At 71.5% G+C, this 20,701-nt stretch carries 21 protein-coding genes and 1 pseudogene; 14 read left to right on the top strand and 8 right to left on the bottom strand.

The features are described 5' to 3' along the window. From AAG827_RS18750 to AAG827_RS18730, 5 genes and pseudogenes are all read left to right on the top strand, one after another. Window positions 1-293, top strand: a pseudogene (locus AAG827_RS18750) (RNA polymerase sigma factor); the annotation flags it as partial. Window positions 294-405: 112 nt separating this feature from the next. After that, entirely contained in the window at window positions 406-2,337 is a 1,932-nt protein-coding gene (locus AAG827_RS18745) for a M3 family metallopeptidase (protein WP_341927737.1), read from the top strand. Between the two features lie 77 nt (window positions 2,338-2,414). Then, entirely contained in the window at window positions 2,415-3,020 is a 606-nt protein-coding gene (locus AAG827_RS18740; protein WP_341927736.1) for a hypothetical protein, read from the top strand. Window positions 3,021-3,232: 212 nt separating this feature from the next. After that, on the top strand, window positions 3,233-3,922 hold the full coding sequence (locus AAG827_RS18735) for a PadR family transcriptional regulator (RefSeq protein WP_341927735.1): 690 nt from the start codon (window positions 3,233-3,235) through the stop codon (window positions 3,920-3,922). Window positions 3,923-4,077: 155 nt separating this feature from the next. Further along, window positions 4,078-5,148 (top strand): hypothetical protein, encoded by a 1,071-nt coding sequence (locus AAG827_RS18730; protein WP_341927734.1) that lies wholly within the window; start codon window positions 4,078-4,080, stop codon window positions 5,146-5,148. 14 nt (window positions 5,149-5,162) lie between these two features. On the opposite strand, the gene AAG827_RS18725 is transcribed toward AAG827_RS18730, so the two are convergent. Both AAG827_RS18725 and AAG827_RS18720 read right to left on the bottom strand, forming a co-directional pair. Then, window positions 5,163-5,960, bottom strand: a complete 798-nt coding sequence (locus tag AAG827_RS18725) for a nucleotidyltransferase domain-containing protein (protein ID WP_341927733.1) — start codon at window positions 5,958-5,960, stop codon at window positions 5,163-5,165. 16 nt (window positions 5,961-5,976) lie between these two features. Then, window positions 5,977-6,330 carry a nuclear transport factor 2 family protein gene (locus AAG827_RS18720; protein WP_341927732.1) on the bottom strand — a complete coding sequence of 118 codons (354 nt, stop codon included), beginning with the start codon at window positions 6,328-6,330 and terminating at the stop codon, window positions 5,977-5,979. A gap of 79 nt (window positions 6,331-6,409) precedes the next feature. Here AAG827_RS18720 and AAG827_RS18715 point away from each other — a divergent pair, with 79 nt between their 5' ends. The 3 genes from AAG827_RS18715 (at window position 6,410) to AAG827_RS18705 (ending at window position 8,789) form a co-directional block, all read left to right on the top strand. Further along, entirely contained in the window at window positions 6,410-7,624 is a 1,215-nt protein-coding gene (locus AAG827_RS18715; RefSeq protein ID WP_341927731.1) for an acyl-CoA dehydrogenase family protein, read from the top strand. Further along, window positions 7,621-8,232 (top strand): hypothetical protein, encoded by a 612-nt coding sequence (locus AAG827_RS18710; protein ID WP_341927730.1) that lies wholly within the window; start codon window positions 7,621-7,623, stop codon window positions 8,230-8,232. Before AAG827_RS18715 ends, AAG827_RS18710 begins: the two co-directional genes overlap by 4 nt. 155 nt (window positions 8,233-8,387) lie before the next feature. Next, window positions 8,388-8,789 carry a hypothetical protein gene (locus AAG827_RS18705; RefSeq protein WP_341927729.1) on the top strand — a complete coding sequence of 134 codons (402 nt, stop codon included), beginning with the start codon at window positions 8,388-8,390 and terminating at the stop codon, window positions 8,787-8,789. An 87-nt stretch (window positions 8,790-8,876) separates the two neighbouring features. On the opposite strand, the gene AAG827_RS18700 is transcribed toward AAG827_RS18705, so the two are convergent. The 6 genes from AAG827_RS18700 to AAG827_RS18675 all read right to left on the bottom strand — a co-directional run bounded on the left by AAG827_RS18700 (window position 8,877) and on the right by AAG827_RS18675 (window position 13,857). Beyond that, complete coding sequence (locus tag AAG827_RS18700) at window positions 8,877-9,875, bottom strand: LLM class flavin-dependent oxidoreductase (protein WP_341927728.1); 999 nt, start codon at window positions 9,873-9,875, stop codon at window positions 8,877-8,879. Window positions 9,876-9,908: 33 nt separating this feature from the next. Next, complete coding sequence (locus AAG827_RS18695; protein WP_341927727.1) at window positions 9,909-10,820, bottom strand: GNAT family N-acetyltransferase; 912 nt, start codon at window positions 10,818-10,820, stop codon at window positions 9,909-9,911. After that, complete coding sequence (locus AAG827_RS18690; protein WP_341927726.1) at window positions 10,817-11,731, bottom strand: GNAT family N-acetyltransferase; 915 nt, start codon at window positions 11,729-11,731, stop codon at window positions 10,817-10,819. Before AAG827_RS18690 ends, AAG827_RS18695 begins: the two co-directional genes overlap by 4 nt. 93 nt (window positions 11,732-11,824) lie before the next feature. Then, the gene (locus tag AAG827_RS18685) at window positions 11,825-12,394 is read right to left on the bottom strand and encodes a YceI family protein (protein ID WP_341927725.1); all 570 of its coding nucleotides are present in this window, start codon (window positions 12,392-12,394) and stop codon (window positions 11,825-11,827) included. A 105-nt stretch (window positions 12,395-12,499) separates the two neighbouring features. Next, on the bottom strand, window positions 12,500-13,675 hold the full coding sequence (locus AAG827_RS18680) for an acyl-CoA dehydrogenase family protein (protein ID WP_341927724.1): 1,176 nt from the start codon (window positions 13,673-13,675) through the stop codon (window positions 12,500-12,502). 35 nt (window positions 13,676-13,710) lie between these two features. Further along, the gene (locus AAG827_RS18675) at window positions 13,711-13,857 is read right to left on the bottom strand and encodes a hypothetical protein (RefSeq protein WP_341927723.1); all 147 of its coding nucleotides are present in this window, start codon (window positions 13,855-13,857) and stop codon (window positions 13,711-13,713) included. 315 nt (window positions 13,858-14,172) lie between these two features. Here AAG827_RS18675 and AAG827_RS18670 point away from each other — a divergent pair, with 315 nt between their 5' ends. The 6 genes from AAG827_RS18670 (at window position 14,173) to AAG827_RS18645 (ending at window position 20,614) form a co-directional block, all read left to right on the top strand. After that, window positions 14,173-14,436 (top strand): hypothetical protein, encoded by a 264-nt coding sequence (locus AAG827_RS18670; RefSeq protein ID WP_341927722.1) that lies wholly within the window; start codon window positions 14,173-14,175, stop codon window positions 14,434-14,436. 9 nt (window positions 14,437-14,445) lie between these two features. Further along, window positions 14,446-16,263 carry a glutamine--fructose-6-phosphate transaminase (isomerizing) gene (glmS, locus tag AAG827_RS18665; RefSeq protein WP_341927721.1) on the top strand — a complete coding sequence of 606 codons (1,818 nt, stop codon included), beginning with the start codon at window positions 14,446-14,448 and terminating at the stop codon, window positions 16,261-16,263. Between the two features lie 30 nt (window positions 16,264-16,293). After that, window positions 16,294-16,872 carry a hypothetical protein gene (locus tag AAG827_RS18660; protein WP_341927720.1) on the top strand — a complete coding sequence of 193 codons (579 nt, stop codon included), beginning with the start codon at window positions 16,294-16,296 and terminating at the stop codon, window positions 16,870-16,872. A 79-nt stretch (window positions 16,873-16,951) separates the two neighbouring features. Further along, on the top strand, window positions 16,952-18,355 hold the full coding sequence (locus AAG827_RS18655) for a hypothetical protein (protein ID WP_341927719.1): 1,404 nt from the start codon (window positions 16,952-16,954) through the stop codon (window positions 18,353-18,355). Then, the gene (locus tag AAG827_RS18650) at window positions 18,352-18,777 is read left to right on the top strand and encodes a hypothetical protein (RefSeq protein WP_341927718.1); all 426 of its coding nucleotides are present in this window, start codon (window positions 18,352-18,354) and stop codon (window positions 18,775-18,777) included. The genes AAG827_RS18655 and AAG827_RS18650 overlap by 4 nt, the downstream gene beginning before the upstream one ends. 58 nt (window positions 18,778-18,835) lie before the next feature. Then, window positions 18,836-20,614 (top strand): DEAD/DEAH box helicase, encoded by a 1,779-nt coding sequence (locus AAG827_RS18645; RefSeq protein WP_341927717.1) that lies wholly within the window; start codon window positions 18,836-18,838, stop codon window positions 20,612-20,614. The last annotated feature ends 87 nt before the right edge of the window (window positions 20,615-20,701 follow it).

Below are 20,701 nucleotides of genomic sequence, written 5' to 3'. Positions count from 1 at the left end.
TGGCCCTCGACCCGTCCCCGATCGTCGAGCTCAACCGCGCGATCGCGGTCGCGGAGCTCGACGGCCCGGCCGTGGCCCTGGCCGACGTCGACCGGCTCCCGGCGCGCGCACCTGCCCTGTCGTCGTACCACGCCTTCCACGCGACGCGGGCCGACCTGCTGCGACGCCTCGGCCGGAGCGCCGAGGCTCGCGAGGCCTACGACGCCGCGATCGCCGCCACCGACAACGCGGCCGAGGTCGCCTACCTGACCCGCCGCCGCGACCAGCTGGCCCTGCCGTCGGTCGAGCAGTGAGGAGCGTCAGCGACGCGCGGCTGTCGAGACCTCGGCGTACGGCGAGGGTCTCGACGACCGCTCGCTGCGCTCGCTGCTCGACCACCGCTGCGGCCGTGGCAGGCTGGGCTCCGTGACGACGACGCCCCTCGCCCTGCCCGCCGCCGCCGACGCCCTCGCCTGGGTGCAGACCCGTGCGACCGAGGGGATGGGCACCGCCCGCCGCCTCGTCGACGCGCTGCGGGCCAGCCCGCCGACCGACACGATGGACGCGCTGCGGCAGTGGGACGAGATCAGCCTGCAGCTCTCCAACGTCGCGGCGATGGGCTCGCTGCTGAGCAACGTGCACCCCGCCGAGGACGTGCGCGGGGCGGCCGAGAAGGCCGAGCAGGACGTGATGCGGCTGATCACCGAGCTGAGCCTGGACCGCGCGCTCTACGACGTCTTCGCGCCGCTGGACCCGGCCGGGCTGGACGACCAGGCGAGCCGGCTGCTGGCCAAGGTGCTCGACGACTTCCGCCGCTCCGGCGTCGACCAGGACGACGAGACCCGTGCCCGCATCACTGCGATCAAGGAGCGCGTCACCGAGCTCGACCAGGAGTTCGGCAAGGTGATCCGTGACGACGTGCGCACGATCCGGGTCACCCCCGAGCGGCTCGACGGGCTGCCGTCCGACTGGCTCGAGGCGCACCCGGCCGGCGAGGACGGGCTGGTGACGGTCACGACCGACTACCCCGACGTCGTCCCGGTCCGCATGTTCGCCCACGACGCCGACGTGCGCCGCGAGATCACGATGGCCTTCCTCAACCGCGGCTGGCCGACCAACGACGCGCTGCTCAAGGAGATGTTCGCGCTGCGCCACGAGCTGGCGACGCTGGTCGGCTACGACGACTGGGCCTCCTACGACGCCGACGTGAAGATGATCGGCACCGGCCCGGCGATCCCCGCGTTCATCGACAAGATCACCGAGGCCGCGGAGGAGCCGATGCAGCGCGACCTCGCGATCCTGATGGCGCGCTTCCGCCAGGACCACCCCGACGCCGAGCACATCACCGGCGCCGACGCGTCCTACTACGAGGAGCTGGTCCGCAAGGAGCAGCTCCAGGTCGACGCCCAGCAGGTGCGCACCTACTTCGACTTCGCCAAGGTGCGCCAGGGGCTGCTCGACGTCACCGGGCGGCTCTTCGGCCTGCGCTACGAGCCGGTCACCGACGCGGCCGTGTGGCACGACGACGTGACGGCGTACGACGTCTTCGACGCCTCTGCCGACGCGGGGACGGCCGAGCCGTTCGGTCGGATCTACCTCGACCTGCACCCGCGCGAGGGCAAGTACAAGCACGCCGCGCAGTTCACCCTCACCGACGGGGTGCTCGGCAAGCAGCTGCCCGAGGGCGTCCTGGTGTGCAACTTCGCGCGCGGGCTGATGGAGCACGACCACGTCGTGACGCTCTTCCACGAGTTCGGCCACCTGGTGCACCACGTGCTCGGCGGTCGCGCGCAGTGGACCCGCTTCGCCGGGGTCGCGACCGAGTGGGACTTCGTGGAGGCGCCGAGCCAGATGCTCGAGGAGTGGGCCTGGGACCCGGCGGTCCTCGCCTCCTTCGCGACCGACGCGGCCGGTCAGCCGATCCCCGCCGACCTCGTGGCCCGCATGCGCACCGGTGACGACTTCGGCAAGGCCTACCTCGCGCGCCAGCAGATGTTCTACGCCTCGATGTCCTACTGGTTCCACTCCGAGCGGCCCGACGACCTCACGGCCAGGACGCGCGAGCTCCAGACCCGCTACTCGCCGTTCCCCTACATCGAGGACACCCACATGTTCGCCAGCTTCGGCCACCTCGGTGGCTACAGCTCGGCCTACTACACCTACATGTGGTCGCTCGTGATCGCCAAGGACCTCTTCAGCGCCTTCGATCCGGCCGACCTCTTCGACACCTCGACCGCGGGGCGCTACCGCGACCGCGTGCTCGCCCCCGGTGGCAGCAAGGACGCCGCCGACCTGGTCGAGGACTTCCTCGGCCGGCCCTACACCTTCGACGCCTACGCCGCCTGGCTCGCCGGCTGAGCCTGCCGCTCGTGGTCGTGCCGGTCGCCGGAGCCACCACCGCGTGACCCGGCGGGCGTCGGCGCGTTGAGGGGTGCATGACGTCCGTCCAGGCGTTCCCCGCCAGCTCCGCGGCGCAGCCGGTCGACCTGCCGCGCCCCCTGGCGCCGCTGGTGCCCACGTGGCTGTGGCGGTTGGCGATCGGGGCGTCGGCGTCGGGCGGCGTGGTGCTGTCGCTGGCGTCGTACGGCGGCGACGTCCGGATGCTCGCTGTCGCCGCGAGCCTGCTCGTCGCGGTGACCTACGTCGGCCTGGCGCTGGTCGCCGTGGTCGCGCCGCGGGTCGAGGCGACCCTGCTGCGCGGGATGCTCGCGGTGCTGATGGTCGTGGTGGCCGGCACGCACGCGGTGCTCCTGGGCGGTGGCTTGTCGACCGGGTGGTCGGTGCTCGTGCACGCCGTGACGCCGGCGCTGGTGGTGGCCGACTACGTGCTGCTGTCGCGTGGGCCGGTCCGGTCGTGGCACCCGCTCGCCGGGCTGGTGCTCCCGGCGGCCTACGTGGTCGCCTACCGCCGGGCGGACCTCGGGTTCTACGCGGTGCTCGAGCCGGGTGCTCGCCACGCCGACCTGGTCGTGCCGGGGCTTGCCGTCGTCACCCTCGCGGTCGCGTTCGTGCTGGGGTGGCTGGCGTCGGTCGCTCGCTGAGGACCGGGGGCCGCAGGGCCCCCCGCCGGCCGGGCGGGTCGTGTGCCTCAGCCGGCGCTCGAGCGCTGCCGCCGGCACACGACCCGAGCCAGCCCTGGTGCGAGACCGATTGTCGGCGTACGCTCACGATATATCGCGAGCAGTCGTCGACAGTCATCCTGACGTCGAGCAGGCCGCGACAACCCGAGACCACAGACGAAGGAGGTCCCGAGATGGGACACCCAGGACGCAACAGGCAGTGGGCCCGTGGGCCCGAGAACCCCTGGCAGCAGCACCGCGGAGGCCGCGGTGGGCCGGGATGGGACGGCGCCGGATGGGGCCGCTCCGGCCACAGCGGTCCGCCGCCGTGGATGGCCGGCCTCTTCGGCCTCGCCCGACCCGACGAGCGGCGGGGGCCGCGGGTGCGGCGCGGCGACGTGCGCTCCGCGATCCTCGACGTGCTCCGCGAGGCGACGCTGACGGAGGAGCCGGTCAACGGCTACCAGGTGATCCAGCAGATCGCCGAGAAGAGCAAGGACGCCTGGCGTCCCAGCCCCGGGTCGGTCTACCCGACCATCCAGCAGCTCGAGGACGAGGGTCTCGTCGAGACCGACGAGGGACGCGGACGCCGCGCCCTGCGGCTGACGGCCGAGGGTGTGGCGTACGTCGACGAGCACGCCGACGAGCTCGCCGGGGTGTGGGCGCCGTTCGAGCGTCGCGAGAAGGCGGCGGAGGAGAGCGGGGCCGGCGATCTCAAGCCCGAGATCGGCCAGCTCATGGGTGCCGTGTGGCAGATCGTCACGTCCGGCTCCGAGCAGCAGCGCACCGCCGCCATGGAGGTCCTCGTCGACACCCGCCGCAAGCTCTACGGGATCCTCGCCGACGGGGCCGAGGCGGATGCGGGCGAGGAGGAGGCCGACTGACACGGCGATGTCGGATTTTGGTGGGCCAGACCAGCGCATGCCCGCACTTCCCCTGAATTAGGTATGCGCCTACGGTCGAAAGCGTCGAGCAGGTCATGGGGATGTCGACACGCTGGGGGGCGTGATTCTCGGAATCGACAACGGGGGACAAGTCCATGACCACTCGATCGCGCCTGGGAGTCGTCGGCGTCGCACTCGCGACGTTGCTCGCTCCGCTCGGCCTCGCACTCACCACGACCACGGCGGAGGCGGCTCCGTCCAAGACGCACCACCTGCAGGTCTACAAGAAGCAGGCCCACGTCGTCCTCGACGCCCTCGACCCCGACGCGGAGTTCGACGGCCCGGCCCTGGAGAACACCAAGAAGTTCGTGGTCGCCTGCGACTCCGGTGACTTCGCTGTCGACGGGACCTGGACGGTCGACAAGGTCGACGACTCCAACGCCGAGGATGGCAGCCACGTCGCGGGGGACGAGTCGCTCGTCGCTGTCACCGAGTCGGTGGGGCGCAACGGGATGGGTGCCAACGCCCGGAACCGCTGGGACTTCTCGATGACCAACCTCGCGCCTGCCCGGGCCCAGGTGACGGCCTACGTCGTGTGCCTCAACAGCACGACCAGGGGTGGGTCCAACCCCGACCACCTGCTCACCATCAGCGACCGCTTCGACGACGGGACGACCAACGTCACGAGCGCCGACACCGCGGTGAGCACCAGCCCGTGCGCCGCCAACCAGATCTCCGTGGCCAACGGCTGGTCCAACTACACCGACCCGACCAGCACGCCCCAGGTCCGCCGGAGCTGGGCCAGCTCGAGTGCCGCGACCAGCTGGCAGTTCACCTTCAGGACGGTGAGCGGCACGGCCCAGGTCACGCGCTTCCACCGCTGCCTGACCCTCAAGACCCAGGCGGCGACCAACGTCAACGCGGCGCGTGCTCACGCCCACGACCTCTTCGCGTCGTTCGACCCGGAGTACACCTCGTCCGGCAAGGTCATCACCGACCACGCCGAGGACGCGGTCGTGACGGCCGACTGCAACGCCAGCGAGGCGGCCTACGTCGTCCACGGCTTCTCGCTGGAGGACCCGAGTGCGGCCGGCGCCGACTTCCTCGGGGTGGGGCCCCGGCACCGGACCGGGGCGTGGCACTTCGCGGTGCCGTCGGACCACACCAGGGTGCACGTCGGAGGGATCTGCCTGAGGCTCAGGACCGGCAAGCAGGTCGCTCCCTGACCTGCCCCGCCTGACTAGTCGACGTCGTCCACCTGGCGATCCGGGAGCTGCTCGTCGAGCAGCTCCCGGATCCACGTGAAACATGCGCGGGACCTGGCCTCCAGGTCCGGCCCCGGCAGCAGCGCCTCGACCTGCTCGGCGAGATCGCCGGGCAGGTCGTCGTGCAGGTAGCGCAGCCCGAAGTCGTGGCGCCACGGACAGTGCCGGATCCGGAGCAGCTGCACGAGCGGCGTCAGCCCGAAGCGCACGTGGAGCGCGGTCGCCTCCGCGAGGTGCCCACGCCGCAGCGCCCGGGCCACCAGCCACTCGGCGGTCGACTGCCGCTGGCGCACCTGATCGACGGTCTCGGCGACGGCCGCCCGCAACGCTGCCTCGTCGTCGTGGCGCAGCACGACCAGCCCGTCGGGGTCGTGCAGCACGATCGGCGTGCCATGACGGCGTACGTCGACGTGGCGGTGCGCGTCGCTGAGGTCGGAGAGGTGCAGGTCGATGATCCGTGTCGGCGCCGCGAGCGCCCCCGGGTCCGCCCCGAGGTGCAGGAAGGCCTGGCGCCCGTCGGGCCAGGTCGCCACCGGCAGCTCCCACACGTCGACCAGCGCGAAGTCCGACCGCGCCGCCGCGAGCCACCGGTCGTAGACCGACCCGACCGCTCCCGGTGCGCACAGCACCTCGAGGTCGAGGTCGGAGTGCTCGTCCCAACCACCCGTGGCCGCCGAGCCGCCCACCCAGACCACGAGCACGTCGGGGTCCGCCGCGGCGCGCGTGCGCAGCCACGCCAGCCAGTCGTCGTACCTGCTGAGGTCGGCAGCCATGGCGGTCAGTATGGCCTCACGCGTCGATCTCCAGCCGCTCGATCACCTCCTCGGCGATGACGAAGGTGTAGGTCAGGTCGACCTCGCCGCCGGGGAAGTCGCCGGTCAGGTGCCCCACCACCCGGTGCTGCCCCGCGGCGAGACGCTCATGAGAGACCAGCGAGGTCTCGTAGGTGAACTCGGAGGTCGTCTGCGCCTTCCACGACCGCACGCCCTCGCGCCCCGAGAAGGTGCGGCCGTCGTCGACCACGACTGCCGTCTCGGCGAAGAGCGCGACGAAAGCGTCGAGGTCGGTGCCGGCGTCCGCCGCGACGTAGGCGGCGACGACAGGAGGCAGGTCGGGAAGCAGGTCGGGCGGCAGGTCGGTCATGGGACCAGTGAAGCCGTCGCCGCCGACAGTCCCCGGAATCACGGCACAGGCCCTCCCGCCAGTCGTTACTCTCCAGTACGTGACGACTCCCTCCTTCGAGCTCGGCCCCGACCACCTCGAGCTGAAGTCCTGGCTCCACGAGTTCGCCGCGGAGGTGATCCGACCGGCGGCCCACGAGTGGGACGAGCGCGAGGAGTTCCCCTGGCCGGTGCTCGAGGAGGCCGCCAAGGTCGGCATCTACTCCCTCGACTTCTTCGCCACCCAGAGCTTCGACACCACCGGCCTGGGCATCCCGGTCGCCATGGAGGAGCTCTTCTGGGGCGACGCGGGCATCGGCCTGGCCATCGTCGGCACCGCGCTCGCCGCGGCCGGTGTCTCCTCCAACGGCACGCCCGAGCAGGTCGGTGAGTGGGTGCCGCAGATGTTCGGCGAGCCCGGCGACCTCAAGCTCGGCGCCTTCTGCTCCTCCGAGCCCGATGCGGGCAGCGACGTCGGCGCGATGCGCACGCGCGCCCGCTACGACGAGGCGAGCGACGAGTGGATCATCAACGGCACCAAGACCTGGGCCACCAACGGCGGCCTGGCCGACGTGCACGTCGTGACCGCCGTCGTCGACCCCGACCTGCGCACGCGCGGGCAGGCGAGCTTCGTCGTGCCCCCGGGCACCAAGGGGCTCAGCCAGGGCCAGAAGTTCGCCAAGCACGGCATCCGCGCCTCGCACACCGCCGAGGTCGTCCTCGACAACGTGCGGGTGCCCGGCCGCTGCCTGCTCGGCGGCAAGGAGAAGCTCGACGCCCGCATGGCCCGGGCCCGCGAGGGCGCCAGCTCGAGCGGCAACGCCTCGATGGCGACCTTCGAGCGCACCCGTCCCGCCGTCGGAGCCCAGGCGATCGGGATCGCCCGCGCCGCCTACGAGGTGGCCCTCGACTACGCCAAGACCCGCGAGCAGTTCGGCAAGCCGATCATCGAGAACCAGGCCATCGCCTTCGCGCTGGCCGACATGGCCACGCAGATCGAGGCCGCCCGGCTCATGGTGTGGCGCGCGGCGTGGCTGGCCAGCCAGGGCAAGCGTTTCGACAAGGCCGAGGGCTCGATGTCCAAGCTCTTCGCGGGCGAGACGGCCGTGCGCGTGACCGAGAAGGCGATGCAGATCCTCGGGGGCAACGGCTTCACGCGGGAGTACCCCGTCGAGCGCATGGCCCGCGACGCCAAGATCTACACGATCTTCGAGGGCACCTCCGAGATCCAGCGGCTCGTCATCGCGCGCACGATCTCGGGTGCGCCCATCCGATGACCCGCCGGCGCGACCGGTTCCACGGCGTCATCTCGGGCCTGGGCAGCACCAGCGGCACCCGGGTCGTCGTGGGGCACTGGCGTGCCTCGCCGTACGGCGCGTTCTCGGACGCGATGGTCGAGCTGCCCGACGGGCACCGCGTGCTCGTCGCCGCGAGCAGCGACGTCGCCCGGTTCGTGGCCGCGACCTACGAGTTCGAGGAGATCCGCGTCGAGCCCCTCGAGGTGCGTGTGGACGGGGATCGCTGGCGGTTGCGGTCGAGCTCGCTCCAGCTGGACTGGACGGTCGGTCGTCGCACCGCGCTCGGCTGGCTGCTGCGCTGCATCCCGCGCTCGATCGCCCAGGCGCCGTGGTGGTGCTCGCTCACCGACGTCGTCGCGCGGGTGGTGCTGACGGGCGTCCGCACGCGAGGATCCGCGGGCAACGGCCGCCGCGAGTGGTACGGCGCCACGGACAACCGGCGGGTCCTCGCGGTGACCGGGGCGTTCGACGGCCGCGACCTCGGGGCGCTCGCCCCGATCGACCCGCCGCCGGCCTTCGGCTTCTCCTCCACCCCGCGCGACCCGTCGAGCACGGAGGTCGTCTCGACCGTCGAGGCCGGGGCCTGACCCGCGCGCATCAGCCGGTCGGGTGGTGCTCACGCACCGACCGGACTAGTGCGTCGGGGTCGTTTCCCTCAGATCGGCTGCGGGTCGGCCGATCTGTCTCTTGGATGGGCATCCCCCCACCCGCTCCCTCGGCACGCGACCACAGGAGTCACCGCATGAGCTTCCCCCCCAGCACGACCCTGACCCGGACCACCTTCGACAGCCTCGAGGGCGTCAACGTCAACCGGGAGTCCGACGCCGGGCTCATCGCCCAGCACGTCGGCCGCTTCGACCGTGAGTCCGACTTCAACGCCGACCTGGTCCTGGTCAACGACGGCACTGGCTGCGCCGGCACCTTCGGCGTCGTGGTGCGCGCGCTCCTCACCGACGTGCTCGCGCGCGGCCCCGTGCGGGCGATGGTCGGCTACTGGGTCGACCCCGCGCCCGCCGCGGGTCGGCCGCACTACTCCTTCGTGATGGCCACCGGCGTCATCGAGCGCCACGACGGCGACACGATCGAATTCACCGACGGCCACCGGATCACCCTCGGCGCGGACCTGGTCGCCGTCCTCGTCTGAGCCGCACGCCGGCCGCCAGCCCGCTGCTGCCATCGCCCGGGCGACCCGCGGCGGCCCCGGGGCTGCAACATCGCGCCGACTCGGCGTTCAGGCCAGCGCGGGGGCGACGACCTCGCTGATCAGCCGCAGGCTCTCCCAGGACGGCTCGGCGGGCAGTCCGCCGCAGAGCGGGTGGCAGGTGATCAGCCGGATCTCGCGGCTGCGGCAGCGATCGACGAGCGCGGAGGGGGTCAGCACCACGTAGACACCGGCCGCGCGCATCTCCGCGACCGACGACGAGTCGTCGCGCACGAACGACGTGACGGCACCACCGACAGCGTCGGTCGAGCGCCACGCCTGGTAGCCCTGCGCGTCGGCGAGCAGGTGGTGGCCGAAGTCGGCCCAGAACGCGTCGGGGTCCTCGGCGCAGAAGATGTTGGCCGGGCCGCGCGGGGGCAGCATCGCCATGCCCGGCTCGCGCCCCTGCGCCCGGCACTCCTCCTCGTAGAGGGCCTTCAGCGCACGGTCGGCGTCCTGCGGCTGGAAGTGCAGCCCCAGCCGCGCTGCCCGCTTGGCCGCGGCCGGTGAGCCACCGCCGTAGAAGAGCACCGGGTGCGGCTGGCTGTAGGGCGGGGGAGTCACCCGCACGGTCCGGCCCTCGTGCACGAAGGGCTCACCGGTCCAGGCCTGCTGCAGCACGCGGACGGCGGCCTCGATGTCGCGACCGCGGGTGGCCCACGGGCGCCCGAACGCGTCGTACTCCTCGCGGCGGTAGCCGAGCCCGATCGTGTAGGTCACGCGCCCACCGCTGAGGTGGTCGAGCACGGCGATCTCCTCGGCGACGCGCAGCGGGTCGTAGAGGTTGAGCAGCAGCGCGGACACCGCGATCGAGATGGTGCTGGTGCGTGCCGCCATCGCCGCCGCGACCGGGATCGGGCTGGGCAGGTAGCCGTCGTCGGAGCCGTGGTGCTCCGAGAGCATGAGGGCGGCATGACCGTGCTCCTCGGCGTACGCCGCCTGGTCGAGGGCGCGCGCGAAGAGCTCGCGCCTGGTGCCGGGATCGGCGCCCGGCGCGCGGAAGTCGAAGCGGGTGACGACGGCGGTCATGCGCCTCAGCCAACCAGAGAACTGGAACAGGTTCTAGGTAGTTGTCGTGGAGATCGCCCGGTTGACCCAGGTGGAGGTGACGACCATCCCCACGCGTTCGTAGAGCCCGAGGGCTCCGGTGCGCGAGTCGGTCGCCAGGTTGGAGCGGGCGGCGCCGTGGGCCCGGGCGGCCGCGAAGGCGTCGGCGAGCATCGAGCGGGCCAGCCCCAGCCCGCGCTGGTCGGGCCGGACGCCGATCTTGTTGACGTAGCCGTCCTCCCCGGCGAGGAAGACGTGGGTGGCGCCCACGACCTCGCCGGCCGCGTCGGTGACGACTCGCAGGTGCCACGGCTCGGTGCCGGGGCGCAGCCACACCCGGGACGCGAAGTCCTCGAGGCTCTGCCGCTCGCGGTCGGACCACTCCAGGAAGGCGTCCTCGAGCAGCGTCCAGACGGCGACGTGGTCATCGGGGGTCAGGTCGCGCAGGGCGTAGCCCGGCGGAAGGGGCTGGGCAGCGATCTCGGCGCCCTCGGGCAGCGTCAGGTCCCAGGCGGTCCAGCGCGGCTCCCAGCCCAGGGAGGCCAGGAGGCGATCGGCCGAGCCGCCCTCGAGGAGCTGGGCGCCGATCACGGTCGAGCCCTCCTCGCGCGCCTTCGCGACCAACCAGGCTGCCAGCCACGTGCCGATCCCGCGGCGGTGGTGCTCGGGGTGCACGTTGGCGTAGCCGACGTCGGCTCCGGCCATCTCGGCGTAGGCCACGAGCGCCTCGCCGTCGAGGACACCGACCGTCGTGCGCGCGAGGTCGACGCTGGGTCGCTGCCAGTCGCCGAGGATGTCGGCCTCGTCGGTCTCGACACGGCCCAGCTCCGCCTGCTCCTCGGCCACCATCACGGCGAGCACGGGGGCCACGTCCTCGAGGGTGAGCGATCGGGTCGTGAGCCCCCGCGGCAGCGGCGGCGTACTCATGCGCCGACCGCGATCGCCCGGTTGACCCAGGTCGACGTGACCGTCATGCCGACCTTCTCGTAGAGCCCCAGCGCGCCGGTGCGCGAGTCGGTCGACAGCGCGGACCGCCGGGCGCCGCGCTCCCGCCCGGCGGCGAAGGCGTCGACGAGCAGGGCCTGAGCCAGGCCGCGACCGCGGTGGTCCGCATGGGTCGCGAGCCGGTCGACGTAGGCCTCACCGCCCTCGGTGAGCAGCACCAGCGCCAGCGCCACCACGACCGAGGAGGCATCGGTGACGATCCGCAGGTTCCACGGCTCGAAGCCCGGCCGTCCGGGCACCGAGGCCTGCCAGTCGGCGAAGTCCTGGCGCTCACGCTCGGACCACTCGAGGAACGCGTCCTCGTTGAGGGCCCACACCGCCTGGTGGTCGGCCGGCGCCGCCTCCCGCAGCGCATAGCCCGCGGGCAGCGGTCGCTCGGGGATCGTGGCCCCCTCTGGCAGCCCCAGCACCCAGCTGGTCCAGCGCACGTGCCACCCGAGGTCGGCCAGGAGCCGGTCGCCGGCCGACCCCTGCGGCACCGGCATGCCGATGACCGGCGTGCCCTGCTCGCCGGCCCGCTCGCGCAGCCAGCGGGCCAGCTCGGTGCCGATCCCGCGACCACGGTGGTCGGGGTGGACCGCCGCGTCACCTCGGTCCCCACCGCCGACCTCGGCGTAGCCCACGAGGAGATCGTCGTCGAAGACGCCCACCGTGCCCTGGGCGACGTCGTACGACGGGCGCTGCCAGTCGGCCACGATGTCGGCCTCCTCGATGACGACCTCCCCGACGTCGTGGAGCTCCTGGGCCGCCATGACCGCGGTGACGGCGGCGGCATCGGCCAGGGTCAACGCGCGCTGGGTGAGACCGGGAGGAAGAGCGAGCGGTGCGGGCATGGCGTCATCGAAGCAGGAAATGCGCCGCGGGGCCGCCGGTTTGCCGGCGGCCCCGCGGGGACGGTGAGTGCTCCCCCCAGGGGGAGCGGTCGATCAGGCGTTCTGGATGGCCGAGACGTCGAAGTCCAGCTTGATCTTCTCGGAGACGAGGACGCCGCCGGTCTCGAGCGCGGCGTTCCAGGTGAGGTCCCAGTCCTTGCGGTTGATGGTGGTCTCGCCCTCGAAGCCGACGCGCAGGTTGCCGAAGGGGTCGCGGGCCGAGCCGGTCTGCTCGAAGACGATGGTGACGGGCTTGGACGTGCCCTTGATGACCAGGTCGCCGGTGATGGACCAGTCGTCGCCGTCGCGCGAGACGTCGGTGGAGGTGAAGGTGATCTCGGGGTTCTCCTCGGCACCGAAGAAGTCGCCGGAGGTCAGGTGGCCGTCGCGGTCGGCGCTGCCGGTGCTCACGCTGGCGGTCTTGATGACCAGGGACACGGTGGAGGCCGACGGGGTGGTCGCGTCGATGTGGGCGGTGCCGGAGAAGTCGGCGAAGTGGCCGCGGACCTTGGTCACCATCGCGTGGCGGGCGGTGAAGCCGAGGCGCGAGTGGCTCGGGTCGATCGTGTAGTCACCGGTGATGTCGGTGATGGCGCTCGTGGCGGCGTCGAAGTCGGTGGTCATGGGGGCTCCTCGGAGGTCGGTGGGTGTTGGTTGAACTCTCAACCACTGTAACCGGACCTGCGTCCGTTTTCATTCCCGGTCCGACGAACTTCTTCTGAACAGCCCTCAGCGGAAGGCCGACGCACCCGTGACGGCCTGCCCGATGACGAGCTGGTGCACCTCCGAGGTCCCCTCGTAGGTGAGCACCGACTCGAGGTTGTTGGCGTGGCGCATCAGCGGGTAGTCGAGGGTGATCCCGGCCGCGCCCAGGACCGTGCGGCACTCCCGCGCGATGGCGAGCGCCTCCCGGGTGTTGTTGAGCTTGCCGATGCTGATCGCCGCGGGCTCGATGTGACCGGAGTCCTTGAGCCGCCCCAGGTGCAGCGCGAGCAGCATCCCCTTGCCGAGCTCCACGGTCATGTCGGCGAGCTTGGCCTGCGTGAGCTGGTAGGCGGCGAGCTGCTTGTCGAAGATCTCCCGCTCGCGGGCGTAGGCGATCGTCGTCTCCAGGCAGTCGCGGGCGGCGCCGATCGAGCCGAAGATGATGCCGAAGCGGGCCTCGGTCAGGCACGAGAGGGGGCCCGACAGTCCCCGCGCGTGGGGCAGCACGGCGTCGGCCGGCAGCCGCACGTCGTCCATCGCCAGCTCGGAGGTGATCGACGCGCGCAGCGACATCTTGTGCTTGATGGCGCTCGCGCTGAAGCCGGGGGTGTCGGTCGGCACGACGAAGCCGCGGACCTTGTCGTCGGTCTGCGCCCAGACGACCGCGACGTCGGCGACCGAGCCGTTGGTGATCCACATCTTGTTGCCGGTCAGGACCCAGTCGCCGCCGGCGTCCTGACGCGCCCGGGTGCGCATGCCGCCGGGGTTGGAGCCGAAGTCGGGCTCGGTCAGGCCGAAGCAGCCGATCGCCTCACCCGTGGCCATGCGCGGCAGCCAGGCGTCCTTCTGCTCCTCGGAGCCGTGTGCATAGATCGCCTGCATCGCCAGCGAGCTCTGCACCGACGCGATGGAGCGCAGGCCCGAGTCGCCGGCCTCCAGCTCCATGCAGGCCAGGCCGTACGCCGTGGCGCTGGTGCCCGCGCAGCCGTAGCCCTCGAGCTTCATCCCGAGCAGGCCGAGCTTGCCGAACTCCAGGGCGAGCTCGCGGACGGGGACCTCGCCGGTCTCGTACCACTCGGCGATCTCGGGCCGGAGCCGGTCGTCGACGAAGGAGCGGACCGTGTCACGGATCGCGCGGTCCTCCGCGCTGATCAGCGAGTCGGTGTCGAGCAGGGCGAGGGGGGTCAGGGGGGCGCTCACGTCCCCATCATGACCCGACGGCGGTCAGGCGCCGGTCAGGCCGCGTGGACGACGTGCGTGACCTCGGGCGCCGCGGTGGCGACTGCGACCTCGCTGGCGGAGATCCAGCACGACTCCATGACGGTGCGTCCGTCGGCGTTGCGGACGGGGATCCACCGCATGACGAGCTGGGGGGTGGTCATCTGGGATTCGTGCATGGGACACCTCGTGTTCATCTTGTGTTCACCAACACTAACATTTCCCCACAGGACCACCCAGTGGTTCCCGAAAGTGGCCGATGTCCCACCACCTGGGCCCACGAGAACGGCTCAGATCGATCCTGGCGCTCCACCGACGCCGAAGGGCCGATGGGCGCGTAGTCCCACGCGTCTCTCCGCGCGCAGCGGCACCGCCTGCGGTGCGATGCGCGTCACTCGAGCTCGGCCGTTGCGGCAAGTTCTTGCCCGATGTCGGGCAGGAAGTTGCACTTCGACAGTCAAGGGACGGACAGTCCTCTCGTGCTGCCCGATCCCGCCCTGATCGATCGCGTGGTGGCGAGCACCGGGCTCAGCCCGGCCGAGGCGGCGCGCGTGGTCGAGGACGTGCTGGCGTTCCACGCCGAGCCCGTCGAGGACTACGTGCGGCGGCGGCACGCCGAGCTGAAGACCTACGGAGCGAGGAACCCCCAGATCTTCGCCCGCATCGCCGAGGAGCTGGCCGACCGCGTGGTCGCCGCTCCCCGGCTCACCGAGCGGCAGCTGCGCCGCGTCATCTACGGATAGGACACCCCCATGTGCGGCATCGTCGGCTACATCGGCACCCAGCAGGCAGCACCCCTGTTGCTCGAGGGCCTGGCCCGGCTGGAGCACCGCGGCTACGACTCCGCGGGCGTGGCGGTCCTCGGCTCGGGCCTGAAGGTGGCCAAGAAGGCAGGACGCGTGCGTGACCTCGGCGCCGACCTGCCCAAGCGCTTCACCGGCAAGGCCGGCATCGGGCACACCCGCTGGGCGACCCACGGCCCGGCCAACGACGTCAACGCCCACCCCCACGTCGATGCCAAGGGCGACGTGGCGGTCGTCCACAACGGGATCATCGACAACGCCGCCGCGCTGCGTCAGCGCCTGAGCGACGACGGCGTCGACCTCGCGAGCGACACCGACACCGAGGTCATCGCCCACCTGGTCGCCCGCTCCACCGCCGACACCCTCGAGGAGCGGGTCGCCGAGGCCCTCGCCGCGATCGAGGGGACCTACGGCATCGCGGTCCTGCACGCCGACTTCCCCGACCGCATCGTCGTGGCACGCAACGGCAGCCCGCTGATCATCGGCGTCGGTGACAAGGAGATGCACGTCGCCTCCGACCTGGGCGCCCTGGTCCGCTACACGACCACCGTCGCCCACCTCGACGACGGCGAGATGGCGACCCTGACGGCCACCGGCTTCACGACCTACCGCCAGGACCTGACCCGGATCGCCCGCCAGGCCGCCGAGGTCGACATCGACCCTGCGTCGTACGACGCCGGCGAGCACGACTCCTTCATGCGCAAGGAGATGCTCGAGCAGCCGGCCGCGGCCGAGCGGGTGCTCCGGGGCCGGCTCGACGAGCGCTTCGGCACCGGCCACCTCGGGGGGCTCCACATGGACGCGCGGGAGACCCGCGCGATCAAGCGGGTCAAGATCCTCGGCTGCGGGTCGGCCTACTACGTCGGCCAGATGGGCGCCTCGCTGATCGAGGAGCTCGCGCGGATCCCCGCGGACGCCGAGGCGGCCAGCGAGTTCCGCTACCGCAACCCGGTCGTCGAGCCCGACACGCTCTACGTCGCGGTGAGCCAGTCCGGCGAGACCATCGACACCCTGCTGGCGGTGCAGGAGATCCGCCGCAAGGGCGGACGGGTCATCGGCCTGGTCAACGTCGTGGGCAGCGCCATCGCGCGCGAGTGCGACGGCGGGATCTACCTCCACGCCGGGCCCGAGGTCGCGGTCGCGAGCACCAAGGCGCTGACCAACATGTTCCTCGGCTTCGCGTTGCTGGCGCTCCAGCTCGGTCGGGTGCGCGACCTGTCGATCGCCGACGGCAAGCGGCTCATCGCGGGGCTGTCTCGGCTGCCCGAGCAGATCCAGGAGGTCCTCGACGGCGAGGATGCCCTCGCCGAGCTCGCGACCGACCTCGCGGAAGCGGAGTCCCTGTTCTTCGTCGGCCGTGTCCGGGGCTTCCCCGTCGCCCGGGAGGGTGCGCAGAAGTTCAAGGAGATCAGCTACCGCCACGCCGAGGCCTACCAGACCTCCGAACTCAAGCACGGCCCGCTCGCGCTGATCTCGCCCCACGTCCCGACCATCGCGATCGTCCCTGCCGACGAGCTGACCGACCGCAACGTGGGGGCCCTGCACGAGATCGCCGCCCGCCGGGGCCCGCTGGTCGTCGTCACCCACGCCGACGTCGACCTGGGCGAGGTCCCCTGCCGACGCATCGACGTGCCCCGCAACGAGCGCGAGCTGGACCCGATCCTGCTCACGATCCCGCTGCAGCTGCTGGCCTTCCACGCCGCCCAGGTGCTCGGCCACGACATCGACAAGCCCCGCAACCTCGCCAAGAGCGTCACGGTGGAGTGATCCCCCGGGTGGGTGGGTAGGACTCGCAGCATGAGTCGCCCCTCCCTGGCCCTGACCGCCGTCGCCGTGCTCGCCCTCACCCTCACCGGGTGCGGCGAGGACGACGGCGCGACCGACCCGCCCACCTCCGAGCAGCCCACCTCCGAGCAGGCCAGCACCGCAGGCGCCGCCGGCGCCACCGACGCTGCGGGCGCGGCCGGCGCACCGTGCGACGTCGTCACGGACGAGCAGCTCACCGAGGCCGCCGGGACGCCGCAGGCGGTGACCGGACCGACGACCGAGGGGCTGCGCACCGTCTGCGCCACGCGGGTCGACCCCGACGACAGCCTGCTGCTCCGATGGAGCCTCGAGGAGCCGGACCGCACGCTCGCCGAGCTGGTCGAGGAGGAGTCCGACCCCGGGCTCGCCCAGGAGCCGCTCGACCTCGGCGGGGTCGAGGCCGTCCTGATGACGGGTGACTACGGCGGGCAGCCGCTCGCCCGGGTCGTCACATCGGTCGACGAGGGCCTGCTCGTGGTCGAGGCGTCCGGCAACGGGCTGGGCGATCCCCGGCCCGAGGAGCAGCTCGTCGAGATCGCTACCCGGGTCGCCACGACGTACGCCGGTTGAGCCCGCGCCGTTTGTCGGCCGCCTCCGACGGGTAGTCACCCTCCAGCAACCAGCGGCACCCGGCAGCGAGAGGACCGACATGACCGGCGGACAGCTCACCATCGAGTGGGGCAACCTCGAGCGGATGTTCGCCGCCATGAACAAGGTCGGCGACCAGGCGTTCGAGATCGACGTCTACTTCGGCGACAAGGTGTGCGACCCCAGCGGCTTCGCCTACGACTCCTGCGCGCTCAAGCCCATCGGCGACATGCTGCCGCTGGTCGCGGGCTACTTCGACGACATGCGCCAGCTCTTCAACGAGCGGTGGCAGGGCGTCAGCGACGCCGTGCACACCTCCGCTCGCGCCATCGACATGCGCGACGGCGAGATCAACCACGTCTTCACCCACTACCGCGGGTCCGGCGTCCCCTCGCACCTCCTGCCGGCGCCCATCGACGTCGACATCGAGTTCTTCGAGATCGCCGACCTCGGTGCGGCGCTGACCGAGCCCGAGCCCGGCAGCGAGACCCTCAACCACAACAACGCCTTCGACGCGGCCTCCGCCACCTGGGACACCGCCCGCGACACGATCAACTGGGGCATCGACCTGATCAACAAGTGCGGCGTCGGCATCGAGCCGCTCAGCCCGCTGAGCCTGCGCGACTTCATCGTCTTCCCGCTCTCGGCCAACTACGCCCAGATCCAGGCCAACGCCTCCGCCTGCCGGATCGTGGACGGTGCGATGCAGCAGTGGGGCGGCAACTTCACCCAGCTGTCCGGCAAGGTCTTCCTGGCACTCGAGGGCCAGGCGAGCCTGGGCCTGGTGGCCCAGCTCAACCTCTACAACGCCGTCATGGCCCTGGTGGGCAAGGGCATCGGCGAGGGCTCGGTGGTGTTCACCGAGATCGCGAAGATGTCGGAGAAGATCGCGGTCGAGGTCGAGGACGTGCTCGTCATCCTCGGCAAGAAGCTCGCCAAGCTCAGCTCCAAGGTCGCCAGCCGGTTCGTGCCCGGCCTCGGCTGGGTGCTGCTGGCGGTGGACATCGCGCGCACCAAGGGCGCGATCATCCAGGACATCCTCGACGACATCGACGAGGTCCGCACGATCATCGACGACTGCTTCGCGCTGGTGGACGAGATCCAGGCGTGGGCCGAGACCCAGGCCGACCGCCTCGCCAAGTTCCAGGAGCTCCTCGCGGTCGTGCAGAGCCTCCCGGTCATCGGGGAGATGGTGCCGCTCGGCGACCTGCCGACCGATCTGAGCGAGATCGAGAACGCGCTGGGGGACGTGGCCGACTTCGGCAGCCCCGAGGGCGAGGAGACCGACACCCTCGACGGTGAGCTCGAGGACCTGGGCGACAACGACTACGAGGACTCCGCTGACACCGACACCACCGATGACTACGACGACGATGACGGGGTGCTGATGGCGCCAGGTCCGTTGGAAGGTGTCTACGACGAGGAGGGCTCGAGCACCTACGGCAGCACCGGGACGGTCGCATGACCGAGCTGCCGCCGGGGTTCTTCGACGCCTCGACCCCACCGGAGGACACGACCGCCGAGGTGCTGGAGCATCAGGAGCTCCAGGTCGCGACCCGTGGGCTCGAGGCGGCGCTGGCCCGGGTCGCCGAGCACGTCGCCGTCGCGCGCGAGCAGGAGGCGCGCGACGGTCTCGACGAGTCGACGCGGCGCCTCCTCGAGGGGCTGACCAGCGATCCCGAGGCCTCGCTCGAGCGACGCTCGCTGCACGACCGGGTCGCGGCCGGACGGCTGACCTGGGAGCAGGTCTGGACCGATCCGAGGGCCGAGGCCGGTGGCCGGGCGCTGGTGCTCGACGTGGTGCAGCAGCAGGCGTCCGACGCTGCGGCGGCACGCGTCCGGTTCGCCGAGGTGGAGGCGGCGGAGGCCGACGTACGACCGGAGTGACCAACGCCTCCGCGCCAAGGAAATGGGTGCGGAGTCACACAACCACTACCGTCATACCGTGAGCACCGAACAGACCGAAGCCGTCCAGACGCCTACTTTTGCCGAGCTCGGCCTCGGCGACGCGGTCCTGAAGGCCCTCAAGGACGTCGGCTACGAGAGCCCGTCGGCCATCCAGGCCGCCACCATCCCGCCCCTCCTGGCGGGCAACGACATGGTCGGACTGGCCCAGACGGGCACCGGCAAGACGGCTGCCTTCGCGCTGCCGATCCTCGACCAGCTCGACATCAAGCAGAAGAAGCCGCAGGCCCTCGTGCTCGCCCCGACCCGTGAGCTCGCGCTCCAGGTCTGCGAAGCGTTCGAGAAGTACGCCGCGCACACCCGTGGCGTCCACGTCCTGCCGGTCTACGGCGGCCAGGCCTACGGCGTCCAGCTCAGCGCCCTGCGTCGCGGCGTCCACATCGTCGTCGGCACCCCGGGTCGGATCATGGACCACCTGGAGAAGGGCACGCTCGACCTGAGCGAGCTGCGCTTCCTGGTGCTCGACGAGGCCGACGAGATGCTCAACATGGGCTTCGCCGACGACGTCGAGACGATCCTCGCCGACACCCCCGACACCAAGCAGGTCGCGCTGTTCTCCGCGACCATGCCGCCCCAGATCCGCCGGCTGTCGAAGAAGTACCTCAACGACCCGGTCGAGATCACGGTCAAGAACAAGACGACCACGTCGGCCAACACCACCCAGCGCTACCTCATCTGCAGCTACCCGCAGAAGGTCGACGCCCTCACGCGCATCCTCGAGGTCGAGAACTTCGAGGGCATGATCGTCTTCGTCCGCACCAAGAACGAGACCGAGACGCTGGCCGAGAAGCTGCGCGCCCGTGGCTTCTCCGCCACCGCGATCAACGGCGACATCGCCCAGGCCCAGCGCGAGCGCACGGTCAACCAGCTCAAGTCCGGCAAGCTCGACATCCTCGTCGCGACCGACGTCGCCGCGCGCGGTCTCGACGTCGACCGGATCAGCCACGTCGTCAACTACGACATCCCGACCGACACCGAGTCCTACGTCCACCGCATCGGCCGCACCGGCCGCGCGGGGCGCAAGGGCGACGCCATCTCGTTCGTCACGCCGCGTGAGCAGTACCTCCTCAAGCACATCGAGCGCGCCACCCGCCAGCCGCTGACCAAGATGTCGCTGCCGACCGCCGAGGACGTCAACGTCACGCGCCTCGCGCGCTTCGACGACCAGATCACCACCGCGCTGAGCTCGGAGTCGGTGCCGTTCTTCCGCGACGTCGTCACCCACTACATGCGTGAGCACGACGTGCCCGAGGTCGACGTCGCGGCTGCGCTGGCGATCGTGCTCCAGGGCGACACCCCGCTGCTCCTCGACCCCGCCGTCGAGCGCCGCGCCGCCCAGAAGGAGCGCGAGAAGAGCGCGCGCCCGGACCGTCCCGAGCGTGGCGACCGGCCCCAGCGCGGCGAGCGCCCCGAGCGTCGCCCCCGCGGCAACCCGGACGTGCCGATGGCGACGTACCGGATCAACGTCGGCAAGCGCCACAAGATCGAGCCTCGCCAGATCGTCGGCGCCATCGCCAACGAGGGCGGCCTGAGCCGCGGCGACTTCGGCCACATCCAGATCCGGCCCGACTTCTCGCTCGTCGAGCTGCCGGCCGACCTGCCCACCGAGGTCTGGAAGAAGCTCGAGTCGACCCGCATCAGCGGCAAGCTCATCGAGCTGTCCGAGGACGGCGGCCCGACCCGCTCGGCCCGTCCCGCTTCCGGCGGCGACGACGAGCGCCCGTTCAAGAAGCCGCGCCACAAGAAGTCCGACTCCTAAGGGCTCTTGCTCGCTCGTCCCGGTGGGTCGGGGGGAGCGGGCTTCGTCCGACGCTCGAGTCGTGTGCCGCAGCGCCCGCCTGAGCGC

It is taken from the genome of Nocardioides psychrotolerans (assembly GCF_943371775.1).
Classification (GTDB): Bacteria; Actinomycetota; Actinomycetes; order Propionibacteriales; family Nocardioidaceae; genus Nocardioides; species Nocardioides psychrotolerans_A.
This window is presented reverse-complemented; position numbering and strand designations above follow the sequence as displayed.